Consider the following 26193-nt stretch of genomic DNA (forward strand, 5'->3'; position numbering starts at 1 on the left):
CCGCGTGCGTTGACGCGACTATTCCGCAGCCTGCCGCTTGGCGCCGGACATCATGCCTTCGAGCCGCTCGCGGATGATCGCTTCCGCTTCGCGGACGATGCGCGAGATCAATTCGCCGCAGGACGGGATGTCATGGATCAGGCCTTGCACCTGGCCGGCCGACCAGATGCCTTCATCGGCGTCGCCGGTGGCGTAGACCATCTTGCCACGGGCGCCGGCGACGAGCTCGCGGACGTCCTCGAACTTCGCGCCTTCCTTCTCCATCGCCACCACCTTGGTCGAGATCGCGTTCTTGGCGACGCGCGAGGTGTTGCGCATGGTGCGGAAGATCAATTCGGTCTCGCGTTCGTCATTGGCGACGATGCGTTCCTTCACGAGCTGGTGGATCGGGCTTTCCTTGGTGCACATGAAGCGGGTGCCCATGTTGATGCCGTCGGCGCCAAGCGCGAGCGCGGCGACGAGGCCGCGGGCATCGCCGAAGCCGCCGGAGGCGATCATCGGGATCTTCACCTTGTCTGCGGCAGCGGGGATCAGGATCAGGCCGGGGGTATCGTCCTCGCCGGGATGGCCGGCGCACTCAAAGCCGTCGATCGAGATCGCGTCGACGCCCATCCGCTCGGCGGACAGCGCGTGGCGGACGCTGGTGCATTTGTGCAGCACCTTGACGCCGTGCTTTTTGAACTCGTCGACATGCTCCTGCGGCTTGTTGCCGGCGGTTTCGACGATCTTGATGCCGCTCTCGATGATCGCCTGGCGGTATTCGGCATAGGGCGGCGGCTTGATCGCGGGCAGGATGGTGAGATTCACGCCGAACGGCTTGTCGGTCAACTCGCGGCAGCGTGCGATTTCCTTGCGCAGATCGTCCGGCGTCGGCTGGGTCAGCGCCGTGATCATGCCGAGTGCGCCGGCATTGGCAACGGCCGCGACCAGCTCCGCGCGCCCGACCCATTGCATGCCGCCCTGCACGATCGGGTGGTCGACGCCGAACATTTCGGTGAAACGTGTCTTGATCATTCTGCCCTCGGGTTTCCGCTCGAATTTTCCGTGACGCGGACGGCCGCTCACGGTCTGTTTTGGATTTCGAGCGGCAGGATGCCGCCCGGCCCGGCAAAAGTCTACCGGGCAGGGGCGGCAGGCCCATGCGGAAATCGAGGGGATGGTCTCGAATGGGCCGGTCCGCGATCAATGACAGATCGCGTTTCGCGCGAAGCAGACGCCAGTTCGCGTCAGGAAGACGTTTCGAAACAAGAGACTCGCGCTCGCTTCCGATTCAATCAGAACCGACAGGTTCTACGTCACTGCAAGTGGAGCACCTTCCGGCGTGCCGGATCCGTCTGCCGCGATGCTCTTATTCAGTTTCTGATTGACGATCTGCACCGTACGGTCGATTTCGGCATTGGGTACGCCAAGCTGATGCGAAATCAGCTTCACCAGCAGGTCGACGCGCTCGATGGAAGGCGCGCCACCAGCGACCGCCCGGGCCGCCGACGAGGGTTTGAGCAGGCTTTCCGCCGCTTTGGCATATTTCGCGAAAGGGACCTGATCGGCGGGATCCGCGCCCAGACGCTGGGCGATGGCATCGACATGGCCATAGATCGACTGCGAGAGATTGATATCGCCGTGCACCGCGTCGCGGATCGATTGCGGCTCCTGCGGCGTGATGCAGCGGTAATTCCCCGTCAACAGCATCGACCATTTGGCCAGAGGGACGAACATCGAATCGAACACCTTGAGCTTCACCGGAACGTCCTGGCCATCCAGCTTCACCGCGTCGATGTCGGCTTCCAGCTCCCGAAGCAGCAAGTTATGTTTGTCGTCTGCAAATGGCGCGGCCTTGAAGTTGGTCGGCAAGCCGACATGAAGAACATTCGCCGCCTCTTCCGGCGGACGAAAGGCCTGCGGATCGGGGGAGCAGAGCGACACCAGGCCCGGCTCGAACCGTTCCCATACCGCTGCATTGGTATAGGCCTCCTCCAGATCCATGTTCGCCAGCGCCGGGATCCGTTTGAGATAGGGCAAGGGCGGCATGTTCATGATCGAAAGGCAAGGCAGCTTCGCCTCGGCGATCTTGATCATCAGAGCCCGGATCGCGTCGTTGGCGTATTGCGGTTCCTGCATCGCAAGGCCAACCAGATCATAGCGGGACGGATCGACGTCGGCGGGCTCGACGGCGTCCAAGATCCCGGGCAGGTCGCGCGAGAAGATCGACCGGTGGGTCGCCTCATCACGCAGCTTGATGCGAACTTCGGTGCCGTCGCGATTGATGAGGTCTGCCGTCTGCTTCCGGCAAACCAGGGTCGCGTTGTGACCCGCCATCAAAAGCTTTGTCGCCAGCAATGAGCCGTACGAGGCTCCAAGGATCAGAACGTTACGGGCCATGCGCCCTCCCACAGATGATGTTCTCCGGCGCGCACGACGCCGGCGCAGATTTCAGAGCGCCGGCTTTGCGACAGGAGCTAAGCCGAAAATTGCGGTGCGACGCCGTCTTCCCTGGGAGTGCAACTCCAAAGATGTCGGCGGGGTTCGAAGCGACCGGTCAGGCGGCGAACACCGTGGCGGTGCTCGTTGCCTCCGCGTCGAACGCCGTCGCGATGTCGCGCATGCTGACAACGCCGATCAGGCTGTAATTGTCGATGACAGGCACGTGACGAATGTGGTGCTTGTTCATGAGATGACGGACGTGATCGAGCGTATCGGTCGAGGTGCAGGAGACGAGCTGCTGCACGGCAACGAACTGCGACACTCGCATGTTGGCGCCGGCTCCGCCGTACTGGGCGATCGCGCGCACCACGTCGCGCTCGGTGAACATGCCGACGGCGGTGTTGCCCTCGGTGCGGACGACATCCTTGACCACGAGCGCGCTGATATTGCTCGCGCGCATCAGTTGAGCGGCGACGGCCACGGTCTCGTTCATGCGAACCGTTGCGACGCGGGCGGCTTTCTTGCGCAGGATATCTCCGACTTGCATGGCAACCTCCTTGGGGTCTGCGATGAAGCAAGTCTGGTATACATAATACCAATTGTCAACACGGGTGTTGGAAAAGCGTGCGATAAAAATCTGCGAAAATAGACAGGCTTGCTGACGTTATGGATGGTTTTTGACGAGCGCGATGTCCGGCCGAGCAACATGCTACGACGGGTCTTGTATCTGGCATCCCTGGACTGAATAAAAAAATGGAGGCGCACCGAGGTGCGCCTCCACAGTCCAGGGAGAAAGGGCTTGAGCGGTCAGGCGGTCTCGGCGCTGGCCGCCGTCTCGGCTTCGGCTGCCGCCTCATTGCCGAGGATGAAGGCCCGCCGTAGCGGCTTGATCACGAACAGCGCCATCAAGGCCGCGGTGGCGTTCAGCCCGACCGCGACCACGAACACGGCCTGCCAGCCGTAATTCGCGGCAATGAGGCTCGCTGCGGGGACGAGCAGGGAGGCGGTGCCCTTCGCGGTGTAGAGCATGCCGTTGTTGGTGGTGGCGAACTTCGATCCGAAGGTGTCGCCGCAGGTCGCCGGAAACAGGCTGTAGATCTCGCCGAACACGCCGAAATACACCGCCGTCGCCAGCACGAACACCAGCGGGTTGTGGCCGTAGGTCGACAGCGTCAGCAGCATCAGCGCGGCGGTGCCGAAGGCGATGAACATCGTGTGCTCGCGGCCGATCGTGTCGGAGACCCAGCCAAAGAACGGCCGTCCGAAGCCGTCGAAGATGCGGTCGAGCGAAATCGCGAATGTCAGTGCCGCCATCTGGAAGCCGGCGAGGGTGACCGGCGTGTTGGCGATCTTGTAGTCATGCGCGATCGGTGCGATCTGCGCCGCCGTCATCAGGCCGCCGGCGGCGACCATCACGAACACCAGGTACATCACCCAGAAGATCGGGCTGCGCAGCACCTGCGGCGGCGTGAAATCGATCTTGGTCTGCGGCAGATTGAGCTGCTTCTTCCTCGGCGGCGTCGAGACATCAGGCGGGCGGATGAAGAAGGCGAGCACGAACACGATCAGGCCCTGGCCGATGCCGAAGTCGAGGAAGGCGGCCTGATAGCCGCTTGCGGCGATCATGCTGGCGATCGGCACCACGGTGATCGCAGCACCCGCGCCGAAGCCGGCCGCGGTGGCGCCGGCGGCAAGGCCGCGGCGATCCGGAAACCATTTCAGCGCATTGCCGACACAGGTGCCGTACACCGCGCCGGCGCCGATGCCGCCGATCACGGCGGCGGCGTAGAGCAAAGTGAGGCTATCGGCGTAGGAATTGAGGACCCAGGAGAGGGCGATCATGACGCCGCCGAACATGACGACGATTCGGGGGCCGTATTTGTCGACGAACCAGGCCTCCACCGGCACCAGCCAGGTCTCGGTCACGACGAAGATCGTGAAGGCGAGCTGGATCGCGGCGCGGCCCCAGTGATGCGAGGCGTCGATCGGGTCGACGAACAGCGTCCAGCCATATTGGAGGTTCGCGATCATCGCCATGCAGACGATGCCCATGGCGAGCTGGAGCCAGCGGAAGCCGCTGGAGACAGGTACTGCAGGCGTCGCCGCCGTATTGCTGGAAACCATCAACTCCTCCCAAACGCGCTCTTTCAGTTGTGACCGGGTGTCGCAAATGTTGCGACTTATCGTCGCTAGCGTCGGGCGGATGTTGGTATACGATATCCCAGAAAGCAAGCGCGTTCTTGGGGTGCACTGCAGCAAAATGAATGCGCCGCGCGGTTCCATTTGGATCAGGGTTCCACATGCCCAATGAGAAACGCCCGGCTTGCGGCCGGGCGTTTCGCTTTCGGAATGTGCCGCTGGGCTCAGGCGGTCGCGGTCGATTTGGCGACCACGACCTTGCGCCACGGCTTGAGCAGCGCAATCGCGAGCAGCGAGGCCAGGAGGTTGGCGCCGGCGGCGATGAGGAACACGTTGTCCCAATGGCCCGACGATTGCTGCATGTAGTTCGCGATCGGCACCAAGAGCGCGGCCGTGCCTTTTGCGGTGTAGAGCATGCCGGCATTGGTGGTCGCGAATTTGGCGCCGAACGTGTCGGTGCAGGTCGAGGGGAACAGCGAGTAGATCTCGCCCCAGGCGAAGAACACGAAGCCCGAGAGCAGCACGAACCAGACCGGATCGTGACCGAGCAAATAGAGCGCGTAGATGCCGAGGCCTTCCATGCCGAAGGCGATGAACATCGTGTTCTCGCGGCCGATCATGTCGGAGATCCAGCCGAAGAACGGACGCGTCAGACCGTTGAGAACGCGGTCGATGGTGGCCGCGAAGGTCACAGCCGTCATCGTCACCGCCATCAGCGTGACCGGCACGTTGTCGACCTTCCAGTCGACTGCGATCGGCTTCAGGTTCGCCGTCACCATCAAGCCGCCGGCGCCGACGATCACGAACATGAAGTACATCAGCCAGAAAATCGGCTGCCGCAGCACTTCGGTCGGCTGATAGTTGCGTCGGGTCTGGATGACGTTGGCATTCTGCACGACGGCCGGCACTTGTCCGGCCTTCGGCGCCAGGAGGAAGAAGGCGAGTAGCACGATGATGATGCCCTGGCCGAGACCGAAATAGAGGAAGGTGGTCTGGAAGCCGGAGTCCTTGATCATCGCCTGGATCGGCGCAACCGTCAGCGCCGAGCCTGCGCCGAAGCCAGCGGCCGTGATGCCGGCGGCAAGGCCGCGCTTGTCGGGAAACCATTTCAGCGCGTTGCCGACGCAGGTGCCGTAGACGCCGCCGGCGCCGATGCCCGCGATGATCATGCCGAGATAGTAGCCGTTGAGCGTGGTCACTTTGGCGTTGATCGCCCAGCCGATCGCGCAGAGCACGCCGCCGACGAGCACCACGATGCGCGGGCCGTATTTGTCGACGAACCAGCCTTCGACCGGCACGAGCCAGGTCTCGAACAGCACGAAGAGCGTGAATGCCCACTGGATCGACGCGCGATCCCACCCGAAGGTCTTCTGGATGTCGGGGACGAAGAACGTCCATCCGTATTGGTAGTTTGCGATCATCACCATTGCGGCGACGCCGATCACAAGTTGTGTCCACCGGTAGGTGTCGCTGACACGGGCGGCTGTCGGGGCCGTTGTTGCCTGAACCATTTCCGTCATTGCTCCTCCCAACGCGCGCTTATCTCATTCTCGTTTTGGCACGCGAGGGCCATCTTGGTATTCGATATGCCAAGGTTCAAGCTGTCACAACGCAAACGTGCGCTTATGCCGCAGACGCCTGAATCGGCCGCGCGCGGAGACTAGTTCAATGCACAAAAAAATGGCCCCGAAATTCGGGGCCATTGGTCGAAGGTTGAATATGGATCGGCGCTGCGGGCGGGGCAGTGAGCCGCGAATGCGGGATTTCGGACCGGCTCAGAGGCCGAAACGCGGCAGGTCGCCGTTGCGGTTCGAGATCTCCGCGCTCTTCATCAGCAGGCGGTCGATCGAGGCCAGCAGGCGGGCGAACAGGGTGGCGTTCGGCGCAAGCGCGATAGCAGCAGTCTTGGACATTGATGTCCCCTTTCCTGGAGGCCAGCAACGTGCCGGCTCATCATCTGGGAACAATCTATGTATACCAGATGCCACGAACAATGCATTTGTTTGCATAGCAGCATACGCGACTGTGCAACGCAGCAAATTGGGTTCATTGGCATCCCAGATAGCAAAAGCCGCCGGAATCCGGCGGCTTTCGTCTGTGGTCCTGGCCTTGACGGTTCGCGGCGACGGCGTCAGGCCCCGCAGCTCATCGCGTCCAGTCCTCGCCGGCGCACAACGTCCCCATGCACCCGCGGACGTTCAGGCTGCCCGAGGAGAGCAGGGTCACCGAGCTTGTGTAGGTCTTCCCGTCATCGGCGTTGTAGATCTGGCCGGACCACTTGTTGGGGCCGTCCGCCTGCATGTTGATGAAGAGCGAGATGCCGATGACCGGCCGGTTTCGCAGCGCCGGGTTGGCATTCTTGTCGTCGAGCTGCCGCTTGCCGGTCGCCTTGTCGATCGGATCCTTCAGCCAAACGACGCGGCCACACAGCGCGCTGCCGCAGCGGCTAACCTTGATCTTGGCGTCGCCGGACTGGGTGAGCCAGACGCCCGCCGGATCGTTCGCCTTCGCCGCCTGGACGTTGCTGCTCAGAATCGGGATGTAGGCCAGCGCCACGATCAGGCGGCGTGTCAGGTGAGCGCGGACCAATCGCTTCAGGGCCGCAGGTTTGCCGTCGTGATCGCAGGGGATCGCCAGTGTTCGCTCTCAGCGTGAAAAATTTCATGATAAACATTAAATAAATCACGTTCCGGGTTGAGTCAACAGCGCTCTCAGGGCATGATGCGGCGGGCCGGAAATGGCCTGCATTGGCAATGAGTTCTTGGATGGCTGGGATGGGGAATTCGGTTCTTGAGCGGCGCCAGCTCTGGTTTCGCCGGCTCGATCGGGCGTTCTGGGTGATCTGGGCGGCGTTCCCGGTGACGATGTGGCTCGCCTACCGCGCCAATACGACGGCCTCCGTCACGATCGCCGAGAGCCTCAACGGCGAACAGGCGAAGTGCGCCAGCATCGTCGTCAACCCGCTCACCATGTCGGGCCCCGGCAAGGCGCTGTTCTGGACGCTGTTTACGTTTCAGCTCTCGTTCTATCCGGTGCTGATCGGCATCCTTCACCGCATGGTGCATCGATTCGCGAGCGGGCGGATCTTCGTGTCGGAGACGTTGCAGGGAGTCTGGTGGATGGGGATCATCCTGGTGGTCTGGCCTTTCGTCGACACCATCACGACCAATGCGGTGGCCTACACCTTGCACCAGATCGGCGACGTCAAATACTTCCTGCCGTCCTACAATGTCGACGTCGGCACCATCGCGGGCGGGGTTTTCCTGATGGCGCTGAAGTTCGTCATCGAGCACGCGATCCTGCTGCAGTCCGAAAACGAGCTGACGATCTGAGGTGGATGCTGGTGCCGATCGTGGTGAACCTCGATGTCATGCTCGCAAAGCGGAAGCGCCGCCTCGGAGACCTCGCGGACGCCATCGGCATTTCCATTCAGAACCTCTCGATCCTGAAAACCGGCAAGGCGCGGGCGATGCGCTTCTCGACGCTATCGGCGATCTGCCGCGAACTGGACTGCCAGCCGGGCGATATCCTGGAATATGTCGCGGGCGATGAGGCCGGCGACGCGGATGGCGGTGAGGGTGGCTGATCCGGCGAGCGACTGATCGTGGAGCATCGCCGTGAGGCTGGCCGAGACATGTTTGTTGCAGAGAGCGATTGTTCGTGCGCCACAGAAGTGTTGATGTCCCCGCGCATCATCCATATTCCGCGACGCCAAGCGGCTGGCGTTGACGCCCGAGCGTATTACCGCCATATACGGCGCATGAATAAGCTTCTGTCAGCCGCATTGACCACCACCGCGACCGCTTACGGCGGACCGCCTGCTGGCTGCGCGCGCTAGAGACAAGCGTACTTCACCCAGAAAAGGCCCCGCCGGCGACGGACGGGGCCTTTTCTGGTTTTTGATGGTCCCGTCCGCGCTTTTTCCCATCACGAGGAACATAGCCATGGACGATCTCGACCACAGAAATCTCGGCGTGCAGCTCAAACTCTGGCACCTTCAGGAAGATGCGCCGGGCATGGTGTTCTGGCATCCGCGGGGCTACGCGGTCTACCGGGTGCTGGAGGACTATGTCCGGCGCAAGATGCGCCGCGCCGGCTACGCTGAGGTCCGGACGCCACAGCTATTGCCAAAGCAGCTCTGGGGCCGCAGCGGCCACTGGGACAAGTTCGGCGAGCACATGTTCCGGGTCGACGACGGCGAAGCGGCGATGGCGTTGAAACCGATGTCGTGCCCGTGTCACGTGCAGATATTCAACAAGGGGCTGCGCTCGTGGCGGGAGCTTCCGATCCGCTATGCGGAGTTCGGCGCCTGCCACCGTAACGAGCCTTCCGGTTCGCTGCACGGCATCATGCGGACGCGCGCCTTCGAACAGGACGACGCGCATGTGTTCTGCCGCGAGCAGGACGTCGAGGGCGAAGTCGCATGCTTCATCGCCCTGCTGGATGAAGTCTACCGCGACCTCGGCTTTCCCGACTACGAGGTGGCGCTCGCGACGCGACCGGCGGTTCGTGCCGGCGACGATGCGACCTGGGACTGGTCGGAGGCGAAGCTTGGCGATGCGGCACGCCGCTGCGGTATCGCGCCCAAGATCAATCCCGGCGAAGGTGCGTTCTACGGGCCGAAGCTGGAATTCGCGCTGCGCGACCGGCTGGGACGATCCTGGCAGTGTGGCACCGTGCAGCTCGATGGCGTGCTGCCGCAGCGGCTCGAGGCGTCCTACATCGCCGCCGACGGCAGCCGCGCGAGGCCTCTGATGATCCACCACGCCATCTTCGGATCGCTCGGCCGCATGATCGCGATCCTGCTCGAGCACCATGGCGGCGTGCTTCCGTTCTGGCTGTCACCGGACCAGGTCGCGGTCGCGCCGATCTCGCAAGACCAGGCCGGATACGGCGCGGACGTTGTGGCGGCGTTCGAGGATGCCGGAATCCGGGCCGTTGCCTATGACGGCGCCGATACCCTTTCGCGGCGCATCGTGGCAGCGCATGACATGGCGGTGCCGGTGATGGCTATCGTCGGCGGGCGCGAGATGAGGGACGGCCGGGTGAGCCTGCGCGAGCGCGACGGCTCACAGGCCGACGTTCCGCTGGCTGAGGCGGTGTTTCGCCTGCAGGCGAGGGCCCGGCCGGGCGCCCTTGTGGCTGAAGCGCTGTAAAACGCGCTTCAGGCGCGAGCCGCTTCATCCACTCCAACAAAAAAGGCCGCCGAAACCGGCGGCCTTTCGTGCTGTTCGGATGGTGACGCTTATTCCGCCGTCTGCTTGCTCGGCGGATCGAGGGCGCCGGAGTTGTGGATCTCGGCGACCTGGTGGTCGGAGAAGCCGAGCACCTGACGCAGGATCTCGTCGGTGTGCTCGCCGAGCAGCGGCGAGCGGGTGACCTCACTCGGTGAGTCCGACAGCTTGATCGGGTTGGCTGACTGCTATTGATAATTCAGGTGTGCAAAAGGAGAATGATCGGGCGTTTCCTATGTCAGGCCGATCGGCCTGGCCGTTTAAATACATACTTTCTGAGTGGCTCGCGCGTCCGCTCAAGACGGACCGCTTTTCAAACGGGGGCTTTCATGCGGATTAAGATAGGCGTTCTCCTTTTGCTCTTCTCAGCTCATGCCGCGTCGGCGCTCACTGACACGGAACGGCAAATAATGGTCGAGCGGGCAAAGTCAGGGGAAATCGCAGGCGGCGCGTACAAGATCGAGATCAAGCCGCAGTACGCGGCCGACCTCAAGAAGAGGTCGCTATTTGTTGAGGAAAGTGGAGGCAAAGCGTTCGTAAATCGCGATCTGGATCCGGCTTGGCAAGACTGCATGAGCAAGGCCGGTGCGGCATGGATGGTGAATCTTGTCGCGGGGTACACACCTGCCGGTTCGCTCGTTTCCTCCACTATCGACCTGACGGATCTTCCAAAGGTTGGCGATTGCAATAAGGATTGGCATCAGACGCTCTATCAGGCGGCCGTAGACATTCGATTCGACGCAATATCGGCAGACGTCAAGGTCGGCGATCAACTCGTGAGGGACTACGTTGACCTTATATTTGGCAGCATCAACACCGATGTCGTTCAACTAGAAAAGGATGGCAAAGTAATAAAAGCGGACGTCAAGGACTTGAAGGGGGGCATGAAAACCCTTCAGGGACAGGTCACGCAGCTAACGGGAGATCACAACAAACTTGCCAAGCTTGTTATTGATGCGAACAAGAAGCAGGCCGAGGCTGCGCAGGTTGCCGCGCAACATGAACGCATCGCTGCCGGTGTTTCAACGGTTCAGCTTCTTGGCCGAATCGTTCTCAGAAATAACCCTGACGCACAGTATAAGCTCACAACTGGTGTAAAGAGCGTGGGTGCGATCGCCGATGCGGTGGTAGAATTAGGTCGCAATGGCGTAACGGATGCTGCCAAGATTCTGCTCAGCGGCAACATAGCAAATGCGGCACTTTCTATCGTGGGGCTCTTTGGACCGGGCGGTCAAGATCCAACCATAGCGCTGCTGCAGTCGGGCTTCGCTTCCGTGAGGGCGGATATTCACCAGCTCGAGTCTGAAATGAACGATAGATTCGATCGTGTCGATCGCGCTCTCGATACGATATATTCATCAATGCAGACTCGGTTCGACGAGATCACCGACCGGTTGGATGTGTTCAACACTCGGCTGAACAGCCTCTCAATCGGTCAGAAGCAGGAATACGATCTGTCGATCTCAGCGTTCCAGGCGTTGTTGAAACAACAGTACAAAGTGCAGATTCAGACCTGCCGGAACCCGGAGGCACCGAAATATTTGACCTACGGCGATTTTGCACAGTGCCTCACGGTCATCTCGTTGTACGGAACCGACGATGCAGCGAATGATGTCTTTACGGGAGCCGTGTTTTTTGATCCAAATCTGCAGCCGGAACAGGCGGCAGACAGGCTGGACACTCTCGATCCAGACTACTTGCGGGGCTTTTTAGCAGCCTCGCTCAAGAACCAAAGCGCGTCAGTGGGAGAGCCTGGATCATCTGCAATCCAGGCTGCGAGCCCGAGCCCGATGGGCTGGTCGGGGGCAGTCGACACCTATCTTGCGGTCCGGGGTATTGCACCAAAGCTGAAGAGCGCCAAAAAGATCAAGCTATCGGCGCTCACAGGTGAATCGCTCAAGCGGCTTCAAGACACTGGAAACAAGCTCTTCGGCAGCGTGGTCGCTCTCCGAAGGTATGGTGCACCTGTCGCCATGGATATCTACATGCGGGACGCAAAAGCGGCGGCTAAGCCATTAGCCAAAGCCATTGTAGCGCACCTGGCGGAGAGCAACCTCGGGGTCGTGGAGACTGGCGACTACCGTAAAAACACCCACGTATTCTTCAACGACGGAAACGATATCGACTTCGACCTGTATCGAGGCTCGGCCCAGTACGTGACGGCCGGTCCTGATAAGGGAAATCTCGTCACGAAAGTCTCGGTTCAACATCGCCACGTTGTTTCCGGTAAGCAGGCAACCGCGGGCAACGTCGCTTGGCTCCAGAAAGCCATGGACGACGCTTTGCATGACGACACTAGCTTTGGTTTAGGGACATATGAGTCACCTGTCGTCACGCCCGCCGATGAAGTGAAGGCGGCCGTCAAGCAGGCAAACGCTACCTATCTGAGCAAGGTGAAGATGACGGAATGGCCGGCGCAGGCAATCTCGGCCCTTCAGACAAGCTTTGCGGATTACGCCGGGACAGAGGAACTTAAAACCGCGTGTTCGAAAATGGCCGAGAGCAAACATTACCTCGACGCTCTGGCTACACTCTACCGAAGCCGAATCGATCTCACCAAGGGATGGCCAACTGAGTTGCAGGCGCTTCCGATCGGCACCGCTGATGACGCGACCTGCGGCGACCTCGCAAAGTTCGTCTCGCAAGCCGGTCCTGTTGAGGCCAAAGACGGACTTGCCGTGGACGTTCTGGCAGGTGTTATTGCCGACCGGGTCAGCGCCCGCCTAGCGAAGCTGCGGCAAGAATACGCTGCTGCGCCCATGGACGACAGTAAGCTCCCTGAAATCGAGCTACGCTTGCAGCGCATTCAGCGCTGTCTCAAAAATGCGGACAATCCTGTGTGTCCCTAGCAGGGCAAAACAGAAAGGCCGCCGAAACCGGCGGCCTTTCGTGCTGTTCGGATGGCGATGCTTACTCCGCCGCCTGCTTGCGCGGCGGATCGAGCGCGCCGGAGTCGTGGATCTCGGCGACCTGGTGATCGCTGAAGCCGAGCACCTGGCGCAGGATCTCGTCGGTGTGCTCGCCGAGCAGCGGGGAACGCGTCACCTCGCTCGGGGAGTCCGACAGCTTGATCGGGTTGCCGACCGAGATGTACTTGCCGCGGGTCGGGTGATCGACCTCGACCACGGTGCCGGTCGCGCGCAGCGACTGGTCTTCCGCGATCTCCTTCATTGACAGGATCGGGCCGCAGGGGATGTCGTCCTTGTTGAGGATCTCCATCGCCTCGAACTTGGTCTTGGTCATCGTCCATTGTTCGATGCGGCCGAAGATCTCGTTCAGGCGCGGCAGGCGGGCCGGCGGCTTGGCGTAGTTCGGATCGGTCTTCCAGGTCGGCTCGCCGATCACGTCGCAGATCTTCTCCCAGACCTGCGCCTGGGTGATGAAGTAGATGTAGGCGTTCGGGTCGGTCTCCCAGCCCTTGCACTTCAGGATGCGGCCGGGCTGGCCGCCGCCGGAATCGTTGCCGGCGCGCGGCACGGCGTCGCCGAACGGAATGCCTTCGCCGAACTGGCTGTATTCCTTCAGCGGCCCATGGGCGAGGCGCTGCTGGTCGCGCAGCTTGACGCGCGCCAGATTGAGCACGCCGTCCTGCATCGCAGCGCTGACCTTCTGGCCCTTGCCGGTCCTGGTGCGCTGGTGGAGCGCGGCCAGGATGCCGATCGCGAGATGCAACCCGGTGCCGGTGTCGCCGATCTGCGCGCCGGTGACGAGCGGCAGGCCATCGCGGAAGCCGGTGGTCGAGGCGGCGCCGCCGGTGCACTGCGCGACGTTCTCGTAGACCTTGCAGTCCTCATACGGGCCGGGACCAAAACCCTTGATCGAGGCGACGATCATCTTCGGGTTGATGGCGTGGATCTTCTCCCAGGGGAAGCCCATGCGGTCGAGCACGCCGGGGCCGAAATTCTCCACCAATATGTCGCAGTTCTTGATCAGCGCGGTCAGCACCTCCTTGCCCTTCGGGTTCTTGGTGTCGAGCGTGATCGAGCGCTTGTTGTGGTTGAGCATGGTGAAATACAGGCTGTCCACGTTCGGGACGTCCTGCAACTGGCCACGCGTGATGTCGCCGACGCCGGGGCGCTCGACCTTGATCACGTCGGCGCCGAACCAGGCCAGCAATTGCGTGCAGGTCGGACCCGACTGGACGTGGGTGAAATCGAGAATGCGAACGCCCGTAAGCGCCTTTGTCATCGTCTTTGCTCCGTACTCAATTTGCCCCTGCACCCGCAGGGAGGTGTGGGTTAAGGGGACTAAAGCGCGAATTGCGCTTTAGCACTTTGCTTGAGCATGATCTCCGCGCAAACGCTTTGCGTTTGTCGCGAGGAAAACCGCTTCACACTTTTCCGGATCATGCTTTACTTCTTCTTCAGAACGCTCTGAGGATTGAGGTTGCCGATGCGGCCGCTCTCCGAGCCCGCCGCCGGGTCGATCACGGCGTTGATCAGCGTCGGCTTGCCGGAATCCATCGCCGCGTTGACCGCGCGCTTCAGCTCGTCGGGCGAGGTGGCATTCACGCCGACGCCGCCGAAGGCTTCCATCATCTTGTCGTAACGCGCGCCCTTGACGAACACCGTGGTCGCCGGATCGGAATTGGCGTTGTTGACATCGGTGCCGCGATAGATGCCGTCATTGTTGAAGATCACGACGCAGATCGGCAAATTGTAGCGGCAGATGGTCTCGATCTCCATGCCGGAGAAGCCGAAGGCGCTGTCGCCCTCGACCGCGAGCACGGGATTGCCGGTCTCGAGCGCAGCTGCGATCGCCTGGCCCATGCCGATGCCCATCACGCCCCAAGTGCCGACGTCGAGCCGCTTGCGCGGCTTGTACATGTCGATGACGCCGCGGGCGAGGTCGAGCGTGTTGGCGCCCTCGTTGACGAGGATCGCGTCGGGGCGCTCCTTGATGACATTCTTCAGGACGCCAAGCGCGCCGTGATAATCCATCGGCGACTTGTTGTTCATGAGCTTCGGCGCCATCTTGGCGACGTTCTCTTCACGCTTGGTTGCGACAGCCTTGGTCCAGTCCGCCGGGGGCGCCGACCAGCCGGCGCCCATCACCTGGTTGAACGCGGAGACGCAGGAGCCGATGTCGCCGACGACAGGCGCGACGATCTCGACGTTGGAGTCCATTTCCTTCGGCTCGATGTCGACCTGGATGAACTTCTTCGGCGCTTCGCCCCAGGTCTTGCCCTTGCCGTGCGACAACAGCCAGTTCAGCCGCGCGCCGATCAGCATCACGACATCGGATTCCTTCAGCACCGTCGAGCGCGCCGCGCCGCCGCATTGCGGATGGGTGTCCGCCAGCAGGCCCTTGGCCATGCTCATCGGCAGGAAGGGGATGCCGCTCTTCTCGACGAAGCTCTTGATCTCCTCGTCGGCCTGCGCATAGGCCGCGCCCTTGCCGAGGATGATCAGCGGACGCTTCGCGCCCTTCAGCACATCGAGCGCGCGCTTGACCGAGGCAGGCGAGGGGATCTGCGCGGGAGCCGCGTCAATCACCTTGACCAGCGACTTCTGGCCGGCATCCGCATTCATCACCTGCCCGAACAGCTTGGCCGGCAGGTCGAGATAGACGCCGCCCGGACGGCCCGACACCGCGGCGCGGATCGCGCGCGCGAGGCCGATGCCGATGTCCTGGGCGTGCAGCACACGATAGGCCGCCTTGCACAGCGGCTTGGCGATCGCGAGCTGATCCATCTCTTCATAGTCGCCCTGCTGGAGGTCGACGATCTCGCGCTCGGAGGAGCCCGAGATCAGGATCATCGGGTAGCAGTTGGTGGTGGCGTGGGCGAGCGCCGTGAGACCATTGAGGAAGCCGGGCGCGGAGACGGTGAGGCAGACGCCGGGCTTCTTGGTGAGGAAGCCCGCGATGCCCGCCGCATAGCCGGCGTTCTGCTCGTGGCGGAAAGAGATCACGCGAATACCGGCTGCCTGGGCCATGCGGCCCAGATCCGTGATCGGGATACCCGGCACATTATAGATGGTGTTGATGCCGTTGAGTTTCAGCGCATCGATGACGAGGTGAAAGCCATCGGTGAGCTCTTGCTCGGTGCCCGGTGCCTCGGACTTCGCAGCGGTATTCAGCATGGGCTTCGTCTCCCTGATCGTTCTTGGTTCGGACGATCAGATCGTCCGAAGTGCGTGGTTAAGTGAACAGTTCCTGGCCGTGCGCCTCGACATAGGCGGCAAGGCCAAGCGTGTGATCCCGCGAGCGCTTTTCGGCGAGCTCGGTGTCGCGCGCCTCCAGCGCCTCGATGATCGCGAGATGCTCGGGCAGCGAGGTCGCGGTGCGGTCCTTGCGTCCGATCGTGAGCTGGCGATAGCCGCGCACGTGGAGCAGCAGATCGTTGGTCAGGTCGACCAGGACAGGCGATTCCGAGAGCGCGATCAGCGCCTGGTGGAACGCGATGTTGGCCTTCGAATATTCCTCGACGTGATCCTGCGGCAGGCGATCGGCGTTAAAGTCTTTAAAGAAATCGCGCAGCGCCGTGATGTCCTTCTTGCGCGCGGTGGTGGTGATCAGGCGCGCGGCCATGCTCTCGAGCGCGGCCCAGGCGCGGATCATATCGACGATCTCCGCCTTGGTGCGGCGGACCACCACGATGCCGCGGCGTGGCACGGTTTTCACGAAGCCGTCCTGCTCGAGCATCGCGATCGCTTCGCGGATCGGGGTACGGCTGACGCCGAGACGCTCGGACAGCGCACGTTCGTCGAGCATCACGGGCTCCGGCGTCGCGTAGATGTCCATCTTCAGAATCGCTTCCTTCAAGGCCTCGTAGGCCTTGTTCTTGAAGCTCGTCTCCGGAGCGATCCGGACGATGGCGATATCCGTGTCAGCCATGGCAGGCGACGCCTTGATCGGTTTTGGTTCGGGCACGACTCGTCTCCTCCTCTTGGAGACGTCTTCTTAGCAGAAGAAACTGCTGAAGGTTTTTGGCATGCCAAATACCACGATGTCAAGATGCCATTGATTTCGGCATGTCTGGGCACTCAACCGTCTTGACAATCGCGTCTCTGGCATACCAAATGCCATCAAATTTGTCCCAGGAGGAAGCCAATGTCAAATTCAAAGGATGCGGTCCGCAAAGTTCTCGATGCGGTCAAGGCAGACAAGCGCACGAACCTGACGGCGCCGGAAGGCAAGGTGGTGTGCGACGCCTACGGCATCCCGGTGCCGAAGGAAGGGGTCGCCAAATCGGCGGCCGAGGCCGCGCGGATCGCGTCCGACATGGGCTTCCCGGTCGTGATGAAGATCGTCTCGCCGGACATTCTGCACAAGACGGAGGCTGGCGGCGTCGTGGTCGGCGTCAAGAGCGCCGCGGAGGCCGAGAAGAGCTACGAGACGATTCTCGCCAACGCCAGGAAGTACAAGGCCGATGCCAAGATCGAGGGCATCCAGGTGCAGCAGATGCTGGGCGGCGGCACCGAGGTGATCATCGGTTCCATCACCGACGGCTCGTTCGGCAAGCTGGTCGCCTTCGGCCTCGGGGGCGTGCTGGTCGAAGTCCTCAAGGACATCACCTTCCGCCTCGCGCCCGCCACCCGGGAAGACGCGCTCTCGATGCTCGACGGCATCCAGGCCCATGAGATGCTGAAGGGCGTGCGCGGCGGCGATCCGGTCAACCGCGAGGCGCTGGCCGACGTCATCGTCAAGGTCTCGCAGCTCGTCAGCGATTTCCCCGAGATCGTCGAGCTCGACCTCAACCCCGTCTTCGCCACCAAGGCCAATGCGATCGCAGCCGACGTCCGCATCGTCGTCGACTTCAACTACAAGCCGCGCCCGGCGCCGCGTCCGACCGAGGAAATCGTAGCCGCGATGAGCCGCATCATGCAGCCGAAGGGCGTTGCCGTGATCGGTGCCTCTGCCGAGGACGGCAAGATCGGCAACTCCGTGATGAAGAACCTCATCAACGGCGGCTACAAGGGCGAGATCTACCCGATCCACCCGAAGGCGGACGAGATCCTCGGCTACAAGGCCTACAAGAGCGTCAAGGACGTCCCCGGCGTGATCGACACCGCTGTCTTCGCGATCCCCGCGAAGTTCGTCGCGGGCGCGCTCGCCGAATGCGGCGAGAAGAAAATCCCCGGCGCGGTGCTGATCCCGTCGGGCTTTGCCGAAGCCGGCGCGCCTGAATTGCAGGCCGAGATCGTCGAGGTCGGCAAGAAGTACAACATCCGCCTGATGGGGCCGAACATCTACGGCTTCTACTATACACCGGCCAATCTCTGCGCGACCTTCTGCACCGCCTACGACGTCAAGGGCCACGCGGCGCTGTCGTCGCAGTCCGGCGGCATCGGCATGGCGATCATCGGCTTCTCGCGCTCGGCGAAGATGGGCGTGTCGGCGATCGTCGGCCTCGGCAACAAGTCCGATATCGACGAGGACGATCTGCTCGCCTTCTTCGAGCAGGACCCGAACACCAATCTGATCGCGCAGCACTGCGAAGACCTGAAGGACGGCCGCGCCTTTGCGGAAGCCGCCAAGCGCGTCTCCAAGAAGAAGCCGGTCGTCGTGCTCAAGGCCGGCCGCACCTCGGCCGGCGCCAAGGCGGCCTCGTCGCACACCGGCGCGCTCGCCGGCAACGACAAGATCTATGAGGACGTGTTCAAGCAGTCCGGCGTGATCCGCGCCCGCAGCCTGCGGCAACTGCTCGAGTTCGCCCGCGGCGTGCCGGTGCTGCCGACGCCGAAGGGCGAGAACGTGCTGATTATCACCGGTGCCGGCGGTTCAGGCGTGCTGCTGTCGGACTCCGTCGTCGACAACGGACTGTCGCTGATGCAGATGCCGCCGGATCTCGATGCGGCGTTCCGCAAATTCATCCCGCCGTTCGGCGCGGCCGGAAATCCTGTGGATATCACTGGTGGCGAGCCGCCGATCACCTACGTCAACACCGTGAAGCTCGGCCTGTCGGACGATCGCATCCACGCGCTGATCCTCGGCTACTGGCACACCATCGTCACCCCGCCGATGGTGTTCGCCCGCAACATGGTCGAGGTGAAGAAGGAGATGGAGGCCAAGGGCTTCGTCAAGCCGATGGTCGCCTCGCTCGCCGGCGACGTCGAGGTCGAGGAAGCCGCCGAATATCTCTACCAGCACGGCATTCCGGCCTATGCCTATTCGACCGAGCTGCCGGTCGAGGTGCTGGGCGCCAAGTACAAATGGGCCCGCGGCGCGGGCCTGCTCTGATCCGTCAACAAAAATGCCGCTCCGGATGTGCTCCGGGGCGGTATTTTCCACCATGCGGGAAAGTTTGGGGTTGGGCGCCAATAGTCTGATAGGCTGATATATGCAGGTCGCGATGAGGAAAACCGTGATCCGCCGCAAGGCCGTCGAGCCGAAATCCAGTGCAGAGCATGACGCCGAGCCCCGCGACGGCGGGGTGCAGTCGGTCGATCGCGCGCTATCCATCATCGAGACGCTGGCCGAGGACGACGAGGGCTATCGCCTGAGCGACCTCGCGGTGCGCACCGGGCTGTCGACCTCGACCGTGCATCGCCTGCTGGCGACCCTGGAAAACCGCCGCTTCGTGCAGTTCAACCGCGCCGATTCCAGATGGCATGTCGGCGCGCGCGCCTTCACCGTCGGCGCGACCTTCGCCCGCCGCCGCAATTTCTCGGCACAGGCGGTGCCTTATTTGCGCAAGCTGCGCGACCTGACGCGGGAGACCGCGAATCTCGCCGTCGTCGACGACGAGTTCATCATCGTGCTGACCCGCATGGAGAGCCGCGAGATCATGCGCTCGCTGACCAAGGTCGGCGGCCGCGCCGCGATGGTCACATCCGGCGTGGGCAAGGCGGTGCTCGCGACCTATTCGAACGACGATGTCAGCGCCATCATCCAGCATCACGGCATGCCGCGCATGACCGAAAAGTCGATCGTGCGGCCGAGCGACCTGTTCAAGGAGCTCGAGAAGATCCGCCGCCAGGGCTACGCCATCGACGACGAGGAGGCCAGCATGGGCCTGCGCTGCATCGCCGCCGTCGTCTACAACGATTGCGCCGAGCCGCTTGCCGCGATTTCGGTCTCCGGCATGACCAGCCGCCTGACCGACGATCGGCTGCCGTCGCTCGGGCAGACCGTACGCGAGGTGGCCGCCGAGCTGACGGCCGCGCTGGGCGGCGTGATGCCCGGGGCGAAGTCGGAGCATGATCCGGAAAAAGCGGTTTTCCCTCGCGACAAACGCGGATGACGACCTCGAGCTCTGGGCGGACCTCAATCAGCCGGTCGGTGGCTGGCCGGTGTAAACAGCCAATTGAGCGTTGAAAGCCCGCTTGTAGGCGGGCCGTGCTTCGCCGCGGGCGACATAGCCGGCCAGGTTCGGATATTCGTCCAGGATGCCCGAAGCTTTCAGCCTGAGCAGCACCGACACCATCATCAGGTCGCCCGCGCTGAACGCACCATCGAGCCAGTCGGCACTGCCAAGGCGAGCGGCAAGTTGCTTCAGCCGGTCGCGGACGCGATCCGCGACCAGAGGCAGGCGCTCCTTGCTCCAGGGCTTATCGCCCTCCAGAAGCCTGGCGGTTGCGAGTTCAAGGATTGGTGGTTCCACCGTGTTGAGCGCGGCAAACATCCATGTGATCGCGCGCGCCCGCGCATTGGCATCGTCCGGCAGCAGGCCCACATGGCGCTCGGCGATATGGAACACGATCGCCCCTGTCTCGAACAAGGCGAGATCGCCTTCTTCGTAGGTCGGAATCTGGCCGAACGGATGAAGCGCCAGATGCGCGGGTTCCTTCATCGCACGAAACGACACAAGGCGAACCTCGTAGGGTTGGCTCACTTCTTCGAGCGCCCAGCGAACGCGCGTATCGCGCGCCAGTCCCTTGCCGCCATCGGGTGATCGTTCAAAGGCGGTAATGATGATCGTCATCGTGCGACTTCTCCCTGGCGAACATCATCGGCCGCGGGGCTGGCAGGCTGTCAAGGCAAACCCTGGTCTCATCGCGCTTCAGCCCGGCGTTGCCCGCGGCGGTGGCTGCGGTGGCGGCATGGTGGTCTTGAAGCTCGGCCGCGCCGCGTGCCGCTCGTAGTAGCGTGTCAGATGCGTCGCCGCGGCAACCGCCGTTGCACCTTCCGGAGCCAGTTGCACCCGATGCAGGATCGGCATCAGATTGATGTCGGCGAAAGTGTAGTGATCGGCGACCAGATAGCCGGTTCCTGCGACCGCCTTGTCGAGGACATCGATCTGCTTGTGGAGCGCGGGCATGATTGCGTCGATCGCTGCGCGGTCAGGTTCGCCATTGGTTGTCTTCGGGGCGATATAGGCGAACAGATAGGTCCGGATCAGGGTCTGGTCCATCAGCGTATTGACCAGCGAGACCCATTGCTCCGTCAGCGCGGCGAGCCGCGGATCGGCCGGAAACAAATAAGGGGCAGGGAAGCTGCGGTCGAGATAGGTGGCGATGGCCTTGGATTCGAACAGCTCGAACTCGCCATGGCGCAGCACCGGCATTTTTCCAAACGGATGGATCGCGCAGATCTCCGGCGCACGCAGCGGCCGCTCCGTCAGCACATAGTCTATTCCCTTTTCCTCACACAGCATGCGCACGGCGTGTGTGTAGGTCGAGCGGGCGGAGCCGATGATTTCCGGAACGGTCATGGATGTCTCCCGTGTCGTCAGCGCGCAATCGTCTCGATCCGGTCGATGGCGGATGTCCAGCCGACCCCGTGACGGTCGCATGTGTCCTTGCTCTCGAAACGCTCCTGCAGCAGCACGAGCCGCGTGCCGCCGGGCGCCGCCTCGAGCGTCAGCAGGACCTCGCTTTCATGGCCGCGCGTCCCGTTTTCACCTTCCCAGGCCCAGGTGAAGGCGAGGCGGTGCGGCGGTTCGACGATGCGATAGACCCCGCTGGTCGCAACCAGTTCACCGTCGGGCCGGCGCATGGTGGTGCGCCAGCGGCCGCCGGGCCGCACATCGAGCGCGTCGACCGCAGCCTGATAGCCGTCGGGCGCCCACCATTTGAGCAACTGCGCGGGCTCGATCCAGAGCGCGAACAGGGTTTCGGGCGGCGCGGCGATCAATCGTTCGATCCGCAGCGTGGTGTCGACGTCGTTCATGACTTCCTTCGCCTCGGGGTTTGCGCGGCTGCCACCGCTTCCATGCGGTCCAGCGCTGCGGACCAATGCTGCCGCTGCCGCGCCAGCCAGTTCTCCATCGGCGCCAGCGCGTTGGCGCGCACGCGGACATAGCGCCATTGCCGCTCGACGCGGCGCTCGATCAATCCCGCCGCCTCGAGCACCTGCAGATGCCGCGTGATCGCCGGCGTGCTGATGTCAAAGGGCGCGGCGACCTCGCCGACGCTGAGCTCGCCACGGGCGAGCAGCCGATCGATGATGGCGCGCCGCGTCGGATCGGCGAGGGCCCCGAACAGATTGTCGAGCTGCGGCGGCTGTGCGGCCGACATCGCGAATGTCTCTAGTTAATTAACAGAGATGTTAAATAACACGAGTGTTAAATAGTGTCAACGTTGGGGCGAAACAGGTGAGGCTTGCCTTCACCAGCCGGTCGCGGTCTGGCTGCGACACGACAGGGGCGGTTGAGCGGGGCAGGGCGGCGCCGGCCGGATTCGTCGAAACCAGCGCAGGCTTTGCTGCGCATTTGCGCAGGTTCCAGGTATCGAACCCTGGCCTCCGCGCGGCCCCCGAAGCCAGCTTGTCTTTTACGTCTGATGTGCTACTGATATGTTAGCGAGGCGATGGAGGAGGCCGCGATGGAGTTGGCAGCGACCCGGATGACCGAACGCCAGCGCAAATATCGCGCGACCTACCGCGAGCGCGTGGTCGGCTGGTATAATGGCTGGCTGCACGTCGTGCTGATCTACACGATCGGCTTCACGGCGCTTTACGTCTATCTGGCCAATGTGCACGACGTGAGATGGTGGGAATGCATCACCATTCCGGTGGTGTTCCTGATCGCGAACTTCTTCGAATGGGCGGTGCACCGCTTTGTCATGCACCGGCCGTCGAACGTGCCGCTGCTGCGCGCGGTCTACAGCCGCCACACGCTGATGCACCACCAGTTCTTCACCGAGGAGGAGATGCGCTTCGCCGACCATCACGACTGGCGCGTCACGTTTTTCCCGCCCTATGCGCTCGTGGTGTTCACGTTGATGTCGATCCCGCCGGCGATCGTCGCGGGCATCGTGATCTCGGCCAATACCGGCTGGCTGCTGATCACCACGACGACGTCGATGTACCTGATCTACGAGTTCATGCACTTCTGCTGCCACGTCGAGGAAAACGCCTTCGTGCGCAACATGCCGTTCGTCAACACCATCCGCCGGCACCATACCGCCCATCACAACCAGTCGATCATGATGGAGCGGAACATGAACCTGACCTTCCCGGTGATGGACTATCTGTTCGGCACCTCCGACCTCAACCGCGGCCTGCTCGGCCACGTCTTCAACGGCTACAGCACCCGCTACGTGAAGACCGACATGCGCCGCACGGCACGGACGCCGCGCGTCGGCAACGCCACCGTTCCCGCGGAGTGACTATCGGTGCCGCAGCTTGAACCAAATCTCGTCGCGCTTGCCTGGTTCGGCCTGCTGTGGAGCATCTGCTGCATCGGCTTCTTGCAGCTTGCCGGGATGTACCCGCTGCGCGAGCGCGCGGTCGTGCCGGTGATCGTGACGACCGCATTGTGGCTCGCGCTGTTCGTCGGCACGCTGGCGTTCGCCTCGGTTGAATTGCGCTGGACCACCATCGTCGTCGTGGGCGGTGTGCTGTTCCTGTTCCTGCCGGCGCTGTTCCAGGCGCTGCCCGAGCGCTGGCGGGACGGACGGTTGGGACTGCGGGCTTCCGGCTGCGCCATGGTCGTGGCGCTTGCCTTGCTCGCGCGCGTCGCGGCGCCGTCCTTTCATACGTGGTTCGCTTAAGGGGAGGTCTCGATGCCAAGCCACATCAAATTCCTGTTGTCGCTGGCCTGCCTTGCGACGGCCGCCTGCGGGTACGTCTTCATGGTCTATCTCGGACAGAGCGGGCCGAGCTACGCGGTTGCGTTCCTCGGCGTGTTTGCGACGGTTTCGATGTGGATATTCCCCGAGGTCGTGAAGAAGGACCTCAAGGCGCGTTCGCCGGGATCCTGAGACGGTGCTGCAGCGTAGGGAGGATCCGATGGCGAGATACACCGGAGACCGCACCATCGACGGCATTTCCGTGCTGGTCGACGGCCAGCCGTTGTCGCCGCACTACGACCAGCTCCGTCTCACCGAGCACGGCTTCGAGTGGAGCTATGAAGGACCCGAGCCGGCGCAACTGGCGTTCGCGCTGCTCTATGACCATCTGAAGGACGCCGGCGCCGCCAGGGCGCTGCACGAGAGCTTCATGCGGCGGGTCGTCGCCAATTTCGACAATGAATGGGAGCTGAGCTCGGTCGATCTCGACGAGGCGGTCGCGGCGCTGCGGGCCGTACGGGCGGCGTGACCACGAAAATCATTCTCCTGGCAAAGAACCCTGTGACATGAGCCTGACCTGTCGCGCGGCGGTGCTGCATCAAAGCGGAGCGCCGCTGTCCGTCGAGCGCATATCGATCGCGCAGCCTGCGCCGACCGACGTCGTGGTGAAGATGCGCGCCGCCGGCCTCTGCCACACCGATCTCGAGGTGATCGACGGATCGCTGCGCTATCCCTTGCCGATGATCCTCGGACATGAGGCGGCCGGAATCGTGGAGGAGGTCGGCAGCGCGGTCGGCGACGTCAAGGTCGGCGATCACGTCATCCTGTCGTGGAATCCGCATTGCGGGCACTGCTTCCAGTGCGACCGCGCCCAGCCGATCCTGTGCGAGACTTATCTCGCCCGCGGTGCCGAAGGCGTGCATTTCGACGGCGCGTCGAAGGCGTGGCTCGCGACCGGCGGACGCCTCACGCACCTGATGTTCCTCGGCGCGTTCTCGGAATATGTCGTGTTGCCGGCGCAACAGGCGATCGTCGTGCCGAAGGACATTCCGTTCGATCGCGCCTGCCTGATCGGCTGTGGCGTCATGACCGGGGTCGGCGCGGCGCTGAACGTGGCCGACATCGGCCATGGCGACACCGTGATGGTGATCGGCTGCGGCGCGGTCGGGCTCGCGGCGGTGCAGGGGGCGCGGCTTGCCGGCGCCGGCGCGATCATCGCGGTCGACCTCGACGACGCGAAGCTTGCGCTGGCGCGACATCTTGGTGCGACGCTCGCGATCAACGCGACACGCGAGGACCCGGTCGAGATCGCAAAGGACGCGACACAAGGGCGGGGCGCCGACGTGATTTTGGAATCCGCCGGCCATCCGCTGGCGTTCCGGCAGACCGCCGAAGCGGTGCGGCCGGGCGGCGAGGTGATCTGGCTTGGCAAGATCGACGTCACGCGCGACGTCAGCTTCCGCTGGGGCGCGTTGATGGGCGAGAAGCGGTTTCGCCGCTCGAGCTATGGTGGGGCGCGGCCGCGGCGCGACTTTCCCTTGCTGGCGCAGGCCTATCTTGATGGCCGGCTCAAGCTCGACGAGCTGATCACCGGCCGCTGCGGCCTCGACGGCATCAATGACGGCTTCGATGCCTTGCGGCGCGGGCAGTCGATCCGTACTGTGGTCGCGCTCTGAACGCCCCTACAGCGTCGAGCGCGCAAAGCTTTCGATGTAGTTGATCAGATTGTCGGAGGCCGTGCCGGCCGCGTCAACGCGGCGTTCGACGATCGCTTCCGCAACTTCCGCATGCAGCCGCGCCGCGAGCGGCAGGTCGGCCGCTTCCTTGTAATGCTGGTACCAGAAACGGCGCGACAGGCCGTGCATCAGGCCCATCGCGCGGGTGGCGAACTCGTTGCGCGAGGCCGCGGAGACCAGCGTGTTGAACTGGTGATCTAGCCGCATGAACAACAGGTCGTCGGATTTCTCTGCGGCGCGCCGCATGCCGGCGGCGATCTCGGAGAACTGCGCGCGCTGCTCGCTGGTGGCGCGCTCGGCGGCGCTGCGCGCCATCAATCGCTCCAGTTCGCGCCGCACCTCCAGCAGGCGGAGCTGGGCGCGGAGGTCGATCTCGGACACCAGCACGCCGCGGCGGGCCAGGATGTTGACGAGCCCGTCGCGCGACAATCGCTGCAGGGCTTCGCGGATCGGTGTGCGGCCGATGCCGAGCCGCTTGGCGAGAACGAGCTCGGACAGCGCAGTGCCGGGCGGCAGCTGCAGCGTCACGATCAGCTCTTCCAGCTCGGCGTAGGCGCGGTCGGTGAGCGTGACGTCGCTCTGCAGCAGCGGGACCTGCTTGGTCGCGCGCGGCTTGTCGCCGGCCGAGGACGGTTTTCGTGCGCCCTGGCGGCTTCCCGCGGGGCGAGCGCGCGCAGTGCCGGATCGTTTGTTCGAATCTGCCATTGAGGATGATGTGTGCTGCTGTGCAGCAGATATCTCACACCTCGGATGGCGCTGACAAGGCCG

General features: G+C 63.1%; 26 protein-coding genes and 1 pseudogene. 11 read left to right on the forward strand and 16 right to left on the reverse strand.

What is annotated here, in order from left to right; all coding sequences use genetic code 11:
- Positions 1-18 precede the first annotated feature (18 nt).
- The 7 genes from ACFFWD_RS04505 to ACFFWD_RS04535 form a co-directional block, all read right to left on the reverse strand.
- The gene (locus ACFFWD_RS04505; RefSeq protein WP_376961870.1) at positions 19-1014 is read right to left on the reverse strand and encodes an NAD(P)H-dependent flavin oxidoreductase; all 996 of its coding nucleotides are present in this window, start codon (positions 1012-1014) and stop codon (positions 19-21) included.
- A gap of 276 nt (positions 1015-1290) precedes the next feature.
- The gene (locus tag ACFFWD_RS04510; RefSeq protein WP_376961939.1) at positions 1291-2379 is read right to left on the reverse strand and encodes a ketopantoate reductase family protein; all 1089 of its coding nucleotides are present in this window, start codon (positions 2377-2379) and stop codon (positions 1291-1293) included.
- Between the two features lie 157 nt (positions 2380-2536).
- Positions 2537-2968: a CBS domain-containing protein gene (locus tag ACFFWD_RS04515; RefSeq protein ID WP_376961872.1), complete on the reverse strand. Its 432-nt coding sequence runs from the start codon at positions 2966-2968 to the stop codon at positions 2537-2539.
- Between the two features lie 260 nt (positions 2969-3228).
- Positions 3229-4545 (reverse strand): oxalate/formate MFS antiporter, encoded by a 1317-nt coding sequence (gene oxlT, locus ACFFWD_RS04520; RefSeq protein ID WP_376961874.1) that lies wholly within the window; start codon positions 4543-4545, stop codon positions 3229-3231.
- 239 nt (positions 4546-4784) lie between these two features.
- The gene (oxlT, locus tag ACFFWD_RS04525) at positions 4785-6080 is read right to left on the reverse strand and encodes an oxalate/formate MFS antiporter (RefSeq protein WP_376961876.1); all 1296 of its coding nucleotides are present in this window, start codon (positions 6078-6080) and stop codon (positions 4785-4787) included.
- 255 nt (positions 6081-6335) lie between these two features.
- The gene (locus tag ACFFWD_RS04530) at positions 6336-6473 is read right to left on the reverse strand and encodes a hypothetical protein (protein ID WP_376961878.1); all 138 of its coding nucleotides are present in this window, start codon (positions 6471-6473) and stop codon (positions 6336-6338) included.
- Positions 6474-6705: 232 nt separating this feature from the next.
- Complete coding sequence (locus ACFFWD_RS04535; protein WP_376961941.1) at positions 6706-7122, reverse strand: DUF2147 domain-containing protein; 417 nt, start codon at positions 7120-7122, stop codon at positions 6706-6708.
- 212 nt (positions 7123-7334) lie between these two features.
- Between ACFFWD_RS04535 and ACFFWD_RS04540 the strand changes: the two genes are divergently transcribed.
- The 3 genes from ACFFWD_RS04540 to thrS all read left to right on the forward strand — a co-directional run bounded on the left by ACFFWD_RS04540 (position 7335) and on the right by thrS (position 9716).
- Positions 7335-7892 (forward strand): hypothetical protein, encoded by a 558-nt coding sequence (locus ACFFWD_RS04540; RefSeq protein ID WP_376961880.1) that lies wholly within the window; start codon positions 7335-7337, stop codon positions 7890-7892.
- A gap of 11 nt (positions 7893-7903) precedes the next feature.
- Positions 7904-8146, forward strand: a complete 243-nt coding sequence (locus ACFFWD_RS04545; protein ID WP_376961943.1) for a helix-turn-helix domain-containing protein — start codon at positions 7904-7906, stop codon at positions 8144-8146.
- A gap of 358 nt (positions 8147-8504) precedes the next feature.
- Positions 8505-9716, forward strand: coding sequence for a threonine--tRNA ligase (thrS, locus tag ACFFWD_RS04550; RefSeq protein ID WP_376961882.1), 1212 nt, complete (start codon positions 8505-8507; stop codon positions 9714-9716).
- 89 nt (positions 9717-9805) lie between these two features.
- Here the strand turns inward: thrS and ACFFWD_RS04555 are convergent.
- Positions 9806-9973: pseudogene (locus tag ACFFWD_RS04555) on the reverse strand (formyl-CoA transferase); the annotation flags it as partial.
- Positions 9974-10123: 150 nt separating this feature from the next.
- On the opposite strand from ACFFWD_RS04555, the gene ACFFWD_RS04560 reads away from it, so the two are divergent.
- On the forward strand, positions 10124-12643 hold the full coding sequence (locus ACFFWD_RS04560) for a hypothetical protein (RefSeq protein WP_376961884.1): 2520 nt from the start codon (positions 10124-10126) through the stop codon (positions 12641-12643).
- A gap of 61 nt (positions 12644-12704) precedes the next feature.
- On the opposite strand, the gene frc is transcribed toward ACFFWD_RS04560, so the two are convergent.
- From frc to ACFFWD_RS04575, 3 genes are all read right to left on the reverse strand, one after another.
- Entirely contained in the window at positions 12705-13982 is a 1278-nt protein-coding gene (frc, locus tag ACFFWD_RS04565) for a formyl-CoA transferase (protein ID WP_376961886.1), read from the reverse strand.
- A 164-nt stretch (positions 13983-14146) separates the two neighbouring features.
- Entirely contained in the window at positions 14147-15877 is a 1731-nt protein-coding gene (oxc, locus tag ACFFWD_RS04570) for an oxalyl-CoA decarboxylase (protein WP_376961888.1), read from the reverse strand.
- Between the two features lie 58 nt (positions 15878-15935).
- Positions 15936-16631: a GntR family transcriptional regulator gene (locus ACFFWD_RS04575; RefSeq protein WP_376961945.1), complete on the reverse strand. Its 696-nt coding sequence runs from the start codon at positions 16629-16631 to the stop codon at positions 15936-15938.
- 216 nt (positions 16632-16847) lie between these two features.
- Here ACFFWD_RS04575 and ACFFWD_RS04580 point away from each other — a divergent pair, with 216 nt between their 5' ends.
- Complete coding sequence (locus ACFFWD_RS04580) at positions 16848-18977, forward strand: acetate--CoA ligase family protein (RefSeq protein WP_376961890.1); 2130 nt, start codon at positions 16848-16850, stop codon at positions 18975-18977.
- Between the two features lie 112 nt (positions 18978-19089).
- The gene (locus ACFFWD_RS04585) at positions 19090-19980 is read left to right on the forward strand and encodes an IclR family transcriptional regulator (RefSeq protein ID WP_376961892.1); all 891 of its coding nucleotides are present in this window, start codon (positions 19090-19092) and stop codon (positions 19978-19980) included.
- Positions 19981-20007: 27 nt separating this feature from the next.
- On the opposite strand, the gene ACFFWD_RS04590 is transcribed toward ACFFWD_RS04585, so the two are convergent.
- From ACFFWD_RS04590 to ACFFWD_RS04605, 4 genes are all read right to left on the reverse strand, one after another.
- Positions 20008-20661 carry a glutathione S-transferase family protein gene (locus ACFFWD_RS04590; RefSeq protein ID WP_376961894.1) on the reverse strand — a complete coding sequence of 218 codons (654 nt, stop codon included), beginning with the start codon at positions 20659-20661 and terminating at the stop codon, positions 20008-20010.
- 78 nt (positions 20662-20739) lie between these two features.
- A complete protein-coding gene (locus tag ACFFWD_RS04595; protein ID WP_376961896.1) occupies positions 20740-21390 on the reverse strand; it encodes a glutathione S-transferase family protein in 651 nt (216 codons plus the stop codon).
- 17 nt (positions 21391-21407) lie between these two features.
- Positions 21408-21848 (reverse strand): SRPBCC family protein, encoded by a 441-nt coding sequence (locus ACFFWD_RS04600; protein WP_376961898.1) that lies wholly within the window; start codon positions 21846-21848, stop codon positions 21408-21410.
- The gene (locus tag ACFFWD_RS04605; protein ID WP_376961900.1) at positions 21845-22195 is read right to left on the reverse strand and encodes an ArsR/SmtB family transcription factor; all 351 of its coding nucleotides are present in this window, start codon (positions 22193-22195) and stop codon (positions 21845-21847) included. The genes ACFFWD_RS04600 and ACFFWD_RS04605 overlap by 4 nt, the downstream gene beginning before the upstream one ends.
- A gap of 306 nt (positions 22196-22501) precedes the next feature.
- Between ACFFWD_RS04605 and ACFFWD_RS04610 the strand changes: the two genes are divergently transcribed.
- The 5 genes from ACFFWD_RS04610 to ACFFWD_RS04630 are packed head-to-tail and all read left to right on the forward strand — an operon-like array spanning position 22502 to position 25365.
- A complete protein-coding gene (locus ACFFWD_RS04610) occupies positions 22502-23287 on the forward strand; it encodes a sterol desaturase family protein (protein ID WP_376961902.1) in 786 nt (261 codons plus the stop codon).
- 6 nt (positions 23288-23293) lie between these two features.
- On the forward strand, positions 23294-23671 hold the full coding sequence (locus ACFFWD_RS04615; protein ID WP_376961904.1) for a hypothetical protein: 378 nt from the start codon (positions 23294-23296) through the stop codon (positions 23669-23671).
- A 12-nt stretch (positions 23672-23683) separates the two neighbouring features.
- The gene (locus ACFFWD_RS04620; RefSeq protein ID WP_376961907.1) at positions 23684-23881 is read left to right on the forward strand and encodes a hypothetical protein; all 198 of its coding nucleotides are present in this window, start codon (positions 23684-23686) and stop codon (positions 23879-23881) included.
- A 28-nt stretch (positions 23882-23909) separates the two neighbouring features.
- Entirely contained in the window at positions 23910-24218 is a 309-nt protein-coding gene (locus tag ACFFWD_RS04625) for a DUF6166 domain-containing protein (protein ID WP_376961909.1), read from the forward strand.
- A 37-nt stretch (positions 24219-24255) separates the two neighbouring features.
- Positions 24256-25365 (forward strand): Zn-dependent alcohol dehydrogenase, encoded by a 1110-nt coding sequence (locus ACFFWD_RS04630; protein WP_376961911.1) that lies wholly within the window; start codon positions 24256-24258, stop codon positions 25363-25365.
- A 6-nt stretch (positions 25366-25371) separates the two neighbouring features.
- Here the strand turns inward: ACFFWD_RS04630 and ACFFWD_RS04635 are convergent, their stop codons facing one another.
- Complete coding sequence (locus ACFFWD_RS04635; protein ID WP_376961913.1) at positions 25372-26130, reverse strand: GntR family transcriptional regulator; 759 nt, start codon at positions 26128-26130, stop codon at positions 25372-25374.
- Positions 26131-26193 lie beyond the last annotated feature (63 nt).

It is taken from the genome of Bradyrhizobium erythrophlei (assembly GCF_042430365.1).
Lineage (GTDB): Bacteria > Pseudomonadota > Alphaproteobacteria > Rhizobiales > Xanthobacteraceae > Bradyrhizobium > Bradyrhizobium erythrophlei.

Coding starts and splice junctions, on each gene's coding strand:
- frc (WP_376961886.1), bottom strand. CDS start 13,982: ATGACAAAGGCGCTTACGGGCGTTCGCATTCTCGATTTCACCCACGTC.
- ACFFWD_RS04610 (WP_376961902.1), top strand. CDS start 22,502: ATGGAGTTGGCAGCGACCCGGATGACCGAACGCCAGCGCAAATATCGC.
- ACFFWD_RS04530 (WP_376961878.1), bottom strand. CDS start 6,473: ATGTCCAAGACTGCTGCTATCGCGCTTGCGCCGAACGCCACCCTGTTC.
- ACFFWD_RS04510 (WP_376961939.1), bottom strand. CDS start 2,379: ATGGCCCGTAACGTTCTGATCCTTGGAGCCTCGTACGGCTCATTGCTG.
- ACFFWD_RS04605 (WP_376961900.1), bottom strand. CDS start 22,195: ATGTCGGCCGCACAGCCGCCGCAGCTCGACAATCTGTTCGGGGCCCTC.
- ACFFWD_RS04540 (WP_376961880.1), top strand. CDS start 7,335: ATGGGGAATTCGGTTCTTGAGCGGCGCCAGCTCTGGTTTCGCCGGCTC.
- ACFFWD_RS04620 (WP_376961907.1), top strand. CDS start 23,684: ATGCCAAGCCACATCAAATTCCTGTTGTCGCTGGCCTGCCTTGCGACG.
- ACFFWD_RS04590 (WP_376961894.1), bottom strand. CDS start 20,661: ATGACGATCATCATTACCGCCTTTGAACGATCACCCGATGGCGGCAAG.
- ACFFWD_RS04560 (WP_376961884.1), top strand. CDS start 10,124: ATGCGGATTAAGATAGGCGTTCTCCTTTTGCTCTTCTCAGCTCATGCC.
- ACFFWD_RS04635 (WP_376961913.1), bottom strand. CDS start 26,130: ATGGCAGATTCGAACAAACGATCCGGCACTGCGCGCGCTCGCCCCGCG.
- oxlT (WP_376961874.1), bottom strand. CDS start 4,545: ATGGTTTCCAGCAATACGGCGGCGACGCCTGCAGTACCTGTCTCCAGC.
- ACFFWD_RS04595 (WP_376961896.1), bottom strand. CDS start 21,390: ATGACCGTTCCGGAAATCATCGGCTCCGCCCGCTCGACCTACACACAC.
- ACFFWD_RS04515 (WP_376961872.1), bottom strand. CDS start 2,968: ATGCAAGTCGGAGATATCCTGCGCAAGAAAGCCGCCCGCGTCGCAACG.
- thrS (WP_376961882.1), top strand. CDS start 8,505: ATGGACGATCTCGACCACAGAAATCTCGGCGTGCAGCTCAAACTCTGG.
- ACFFWD_RS04585 (WP_376961892.1), top strand. CDS start 19,090: ATGAGGAAAACCGTGATCCGCCGCAAGGCCGTCGAGCCGAAATCCAGT.
- ACFFWD_RS04600 (WP_376961898.1), bottom strand. CDS start 21,848: ATGAACGACGTCGACACCACGCTGCGGATCGAACGATTGATCGCCGCG.
- ACFFWD_RS04505 (WP_376961870.1), bottom strand. CDS start 1,014: ATGATCAAGACACGTTTCACCGAAATGTTCGGCGTCGACCACCCGATC.
- oxlT (WP_376961876.1), bottom strand. CDS start 6,080: ATGACGGAAATGGTTCAGGCAACAACGGCCCCGACAGCCGCCCGTGTC.
- ACFFWD_RS04575 (WP_376961945.1), bottom strand. CDS start 16,631: ATGGCTGACACGGATATCGCCATCGTCCGGATCGCTCCGGAGACGAGC.
- ACFFWD_RS04625 (WP_376961909.1), top strand. CDS start 23,910: ATGGCGAGATACACCGGAGACCGCACCATCGACGGCATTTCCGTGCTG.
- ACFFWD_RS04630 (WP_376961911.1), top strand. CDS start 24,256: ATGAGCCTGACCTGTCGCGCGGCGGTGCTGCATCAAAGCGGAGCGCCG.
- oxc (WP_376961888.1), bottom strand. CDS start 15,877: ATGCTGAATACCGCTGCGAAGTCCGAGGCACCGGGCACCGAGCAAGAG.
- ACFFWD_RS04580 (WP_376961890.1), top strand. CDS start 16,848: ATGTCAAATTCAAAGGATGCGGTCCGCAAAGTTCTCGATGCGGTCAAG.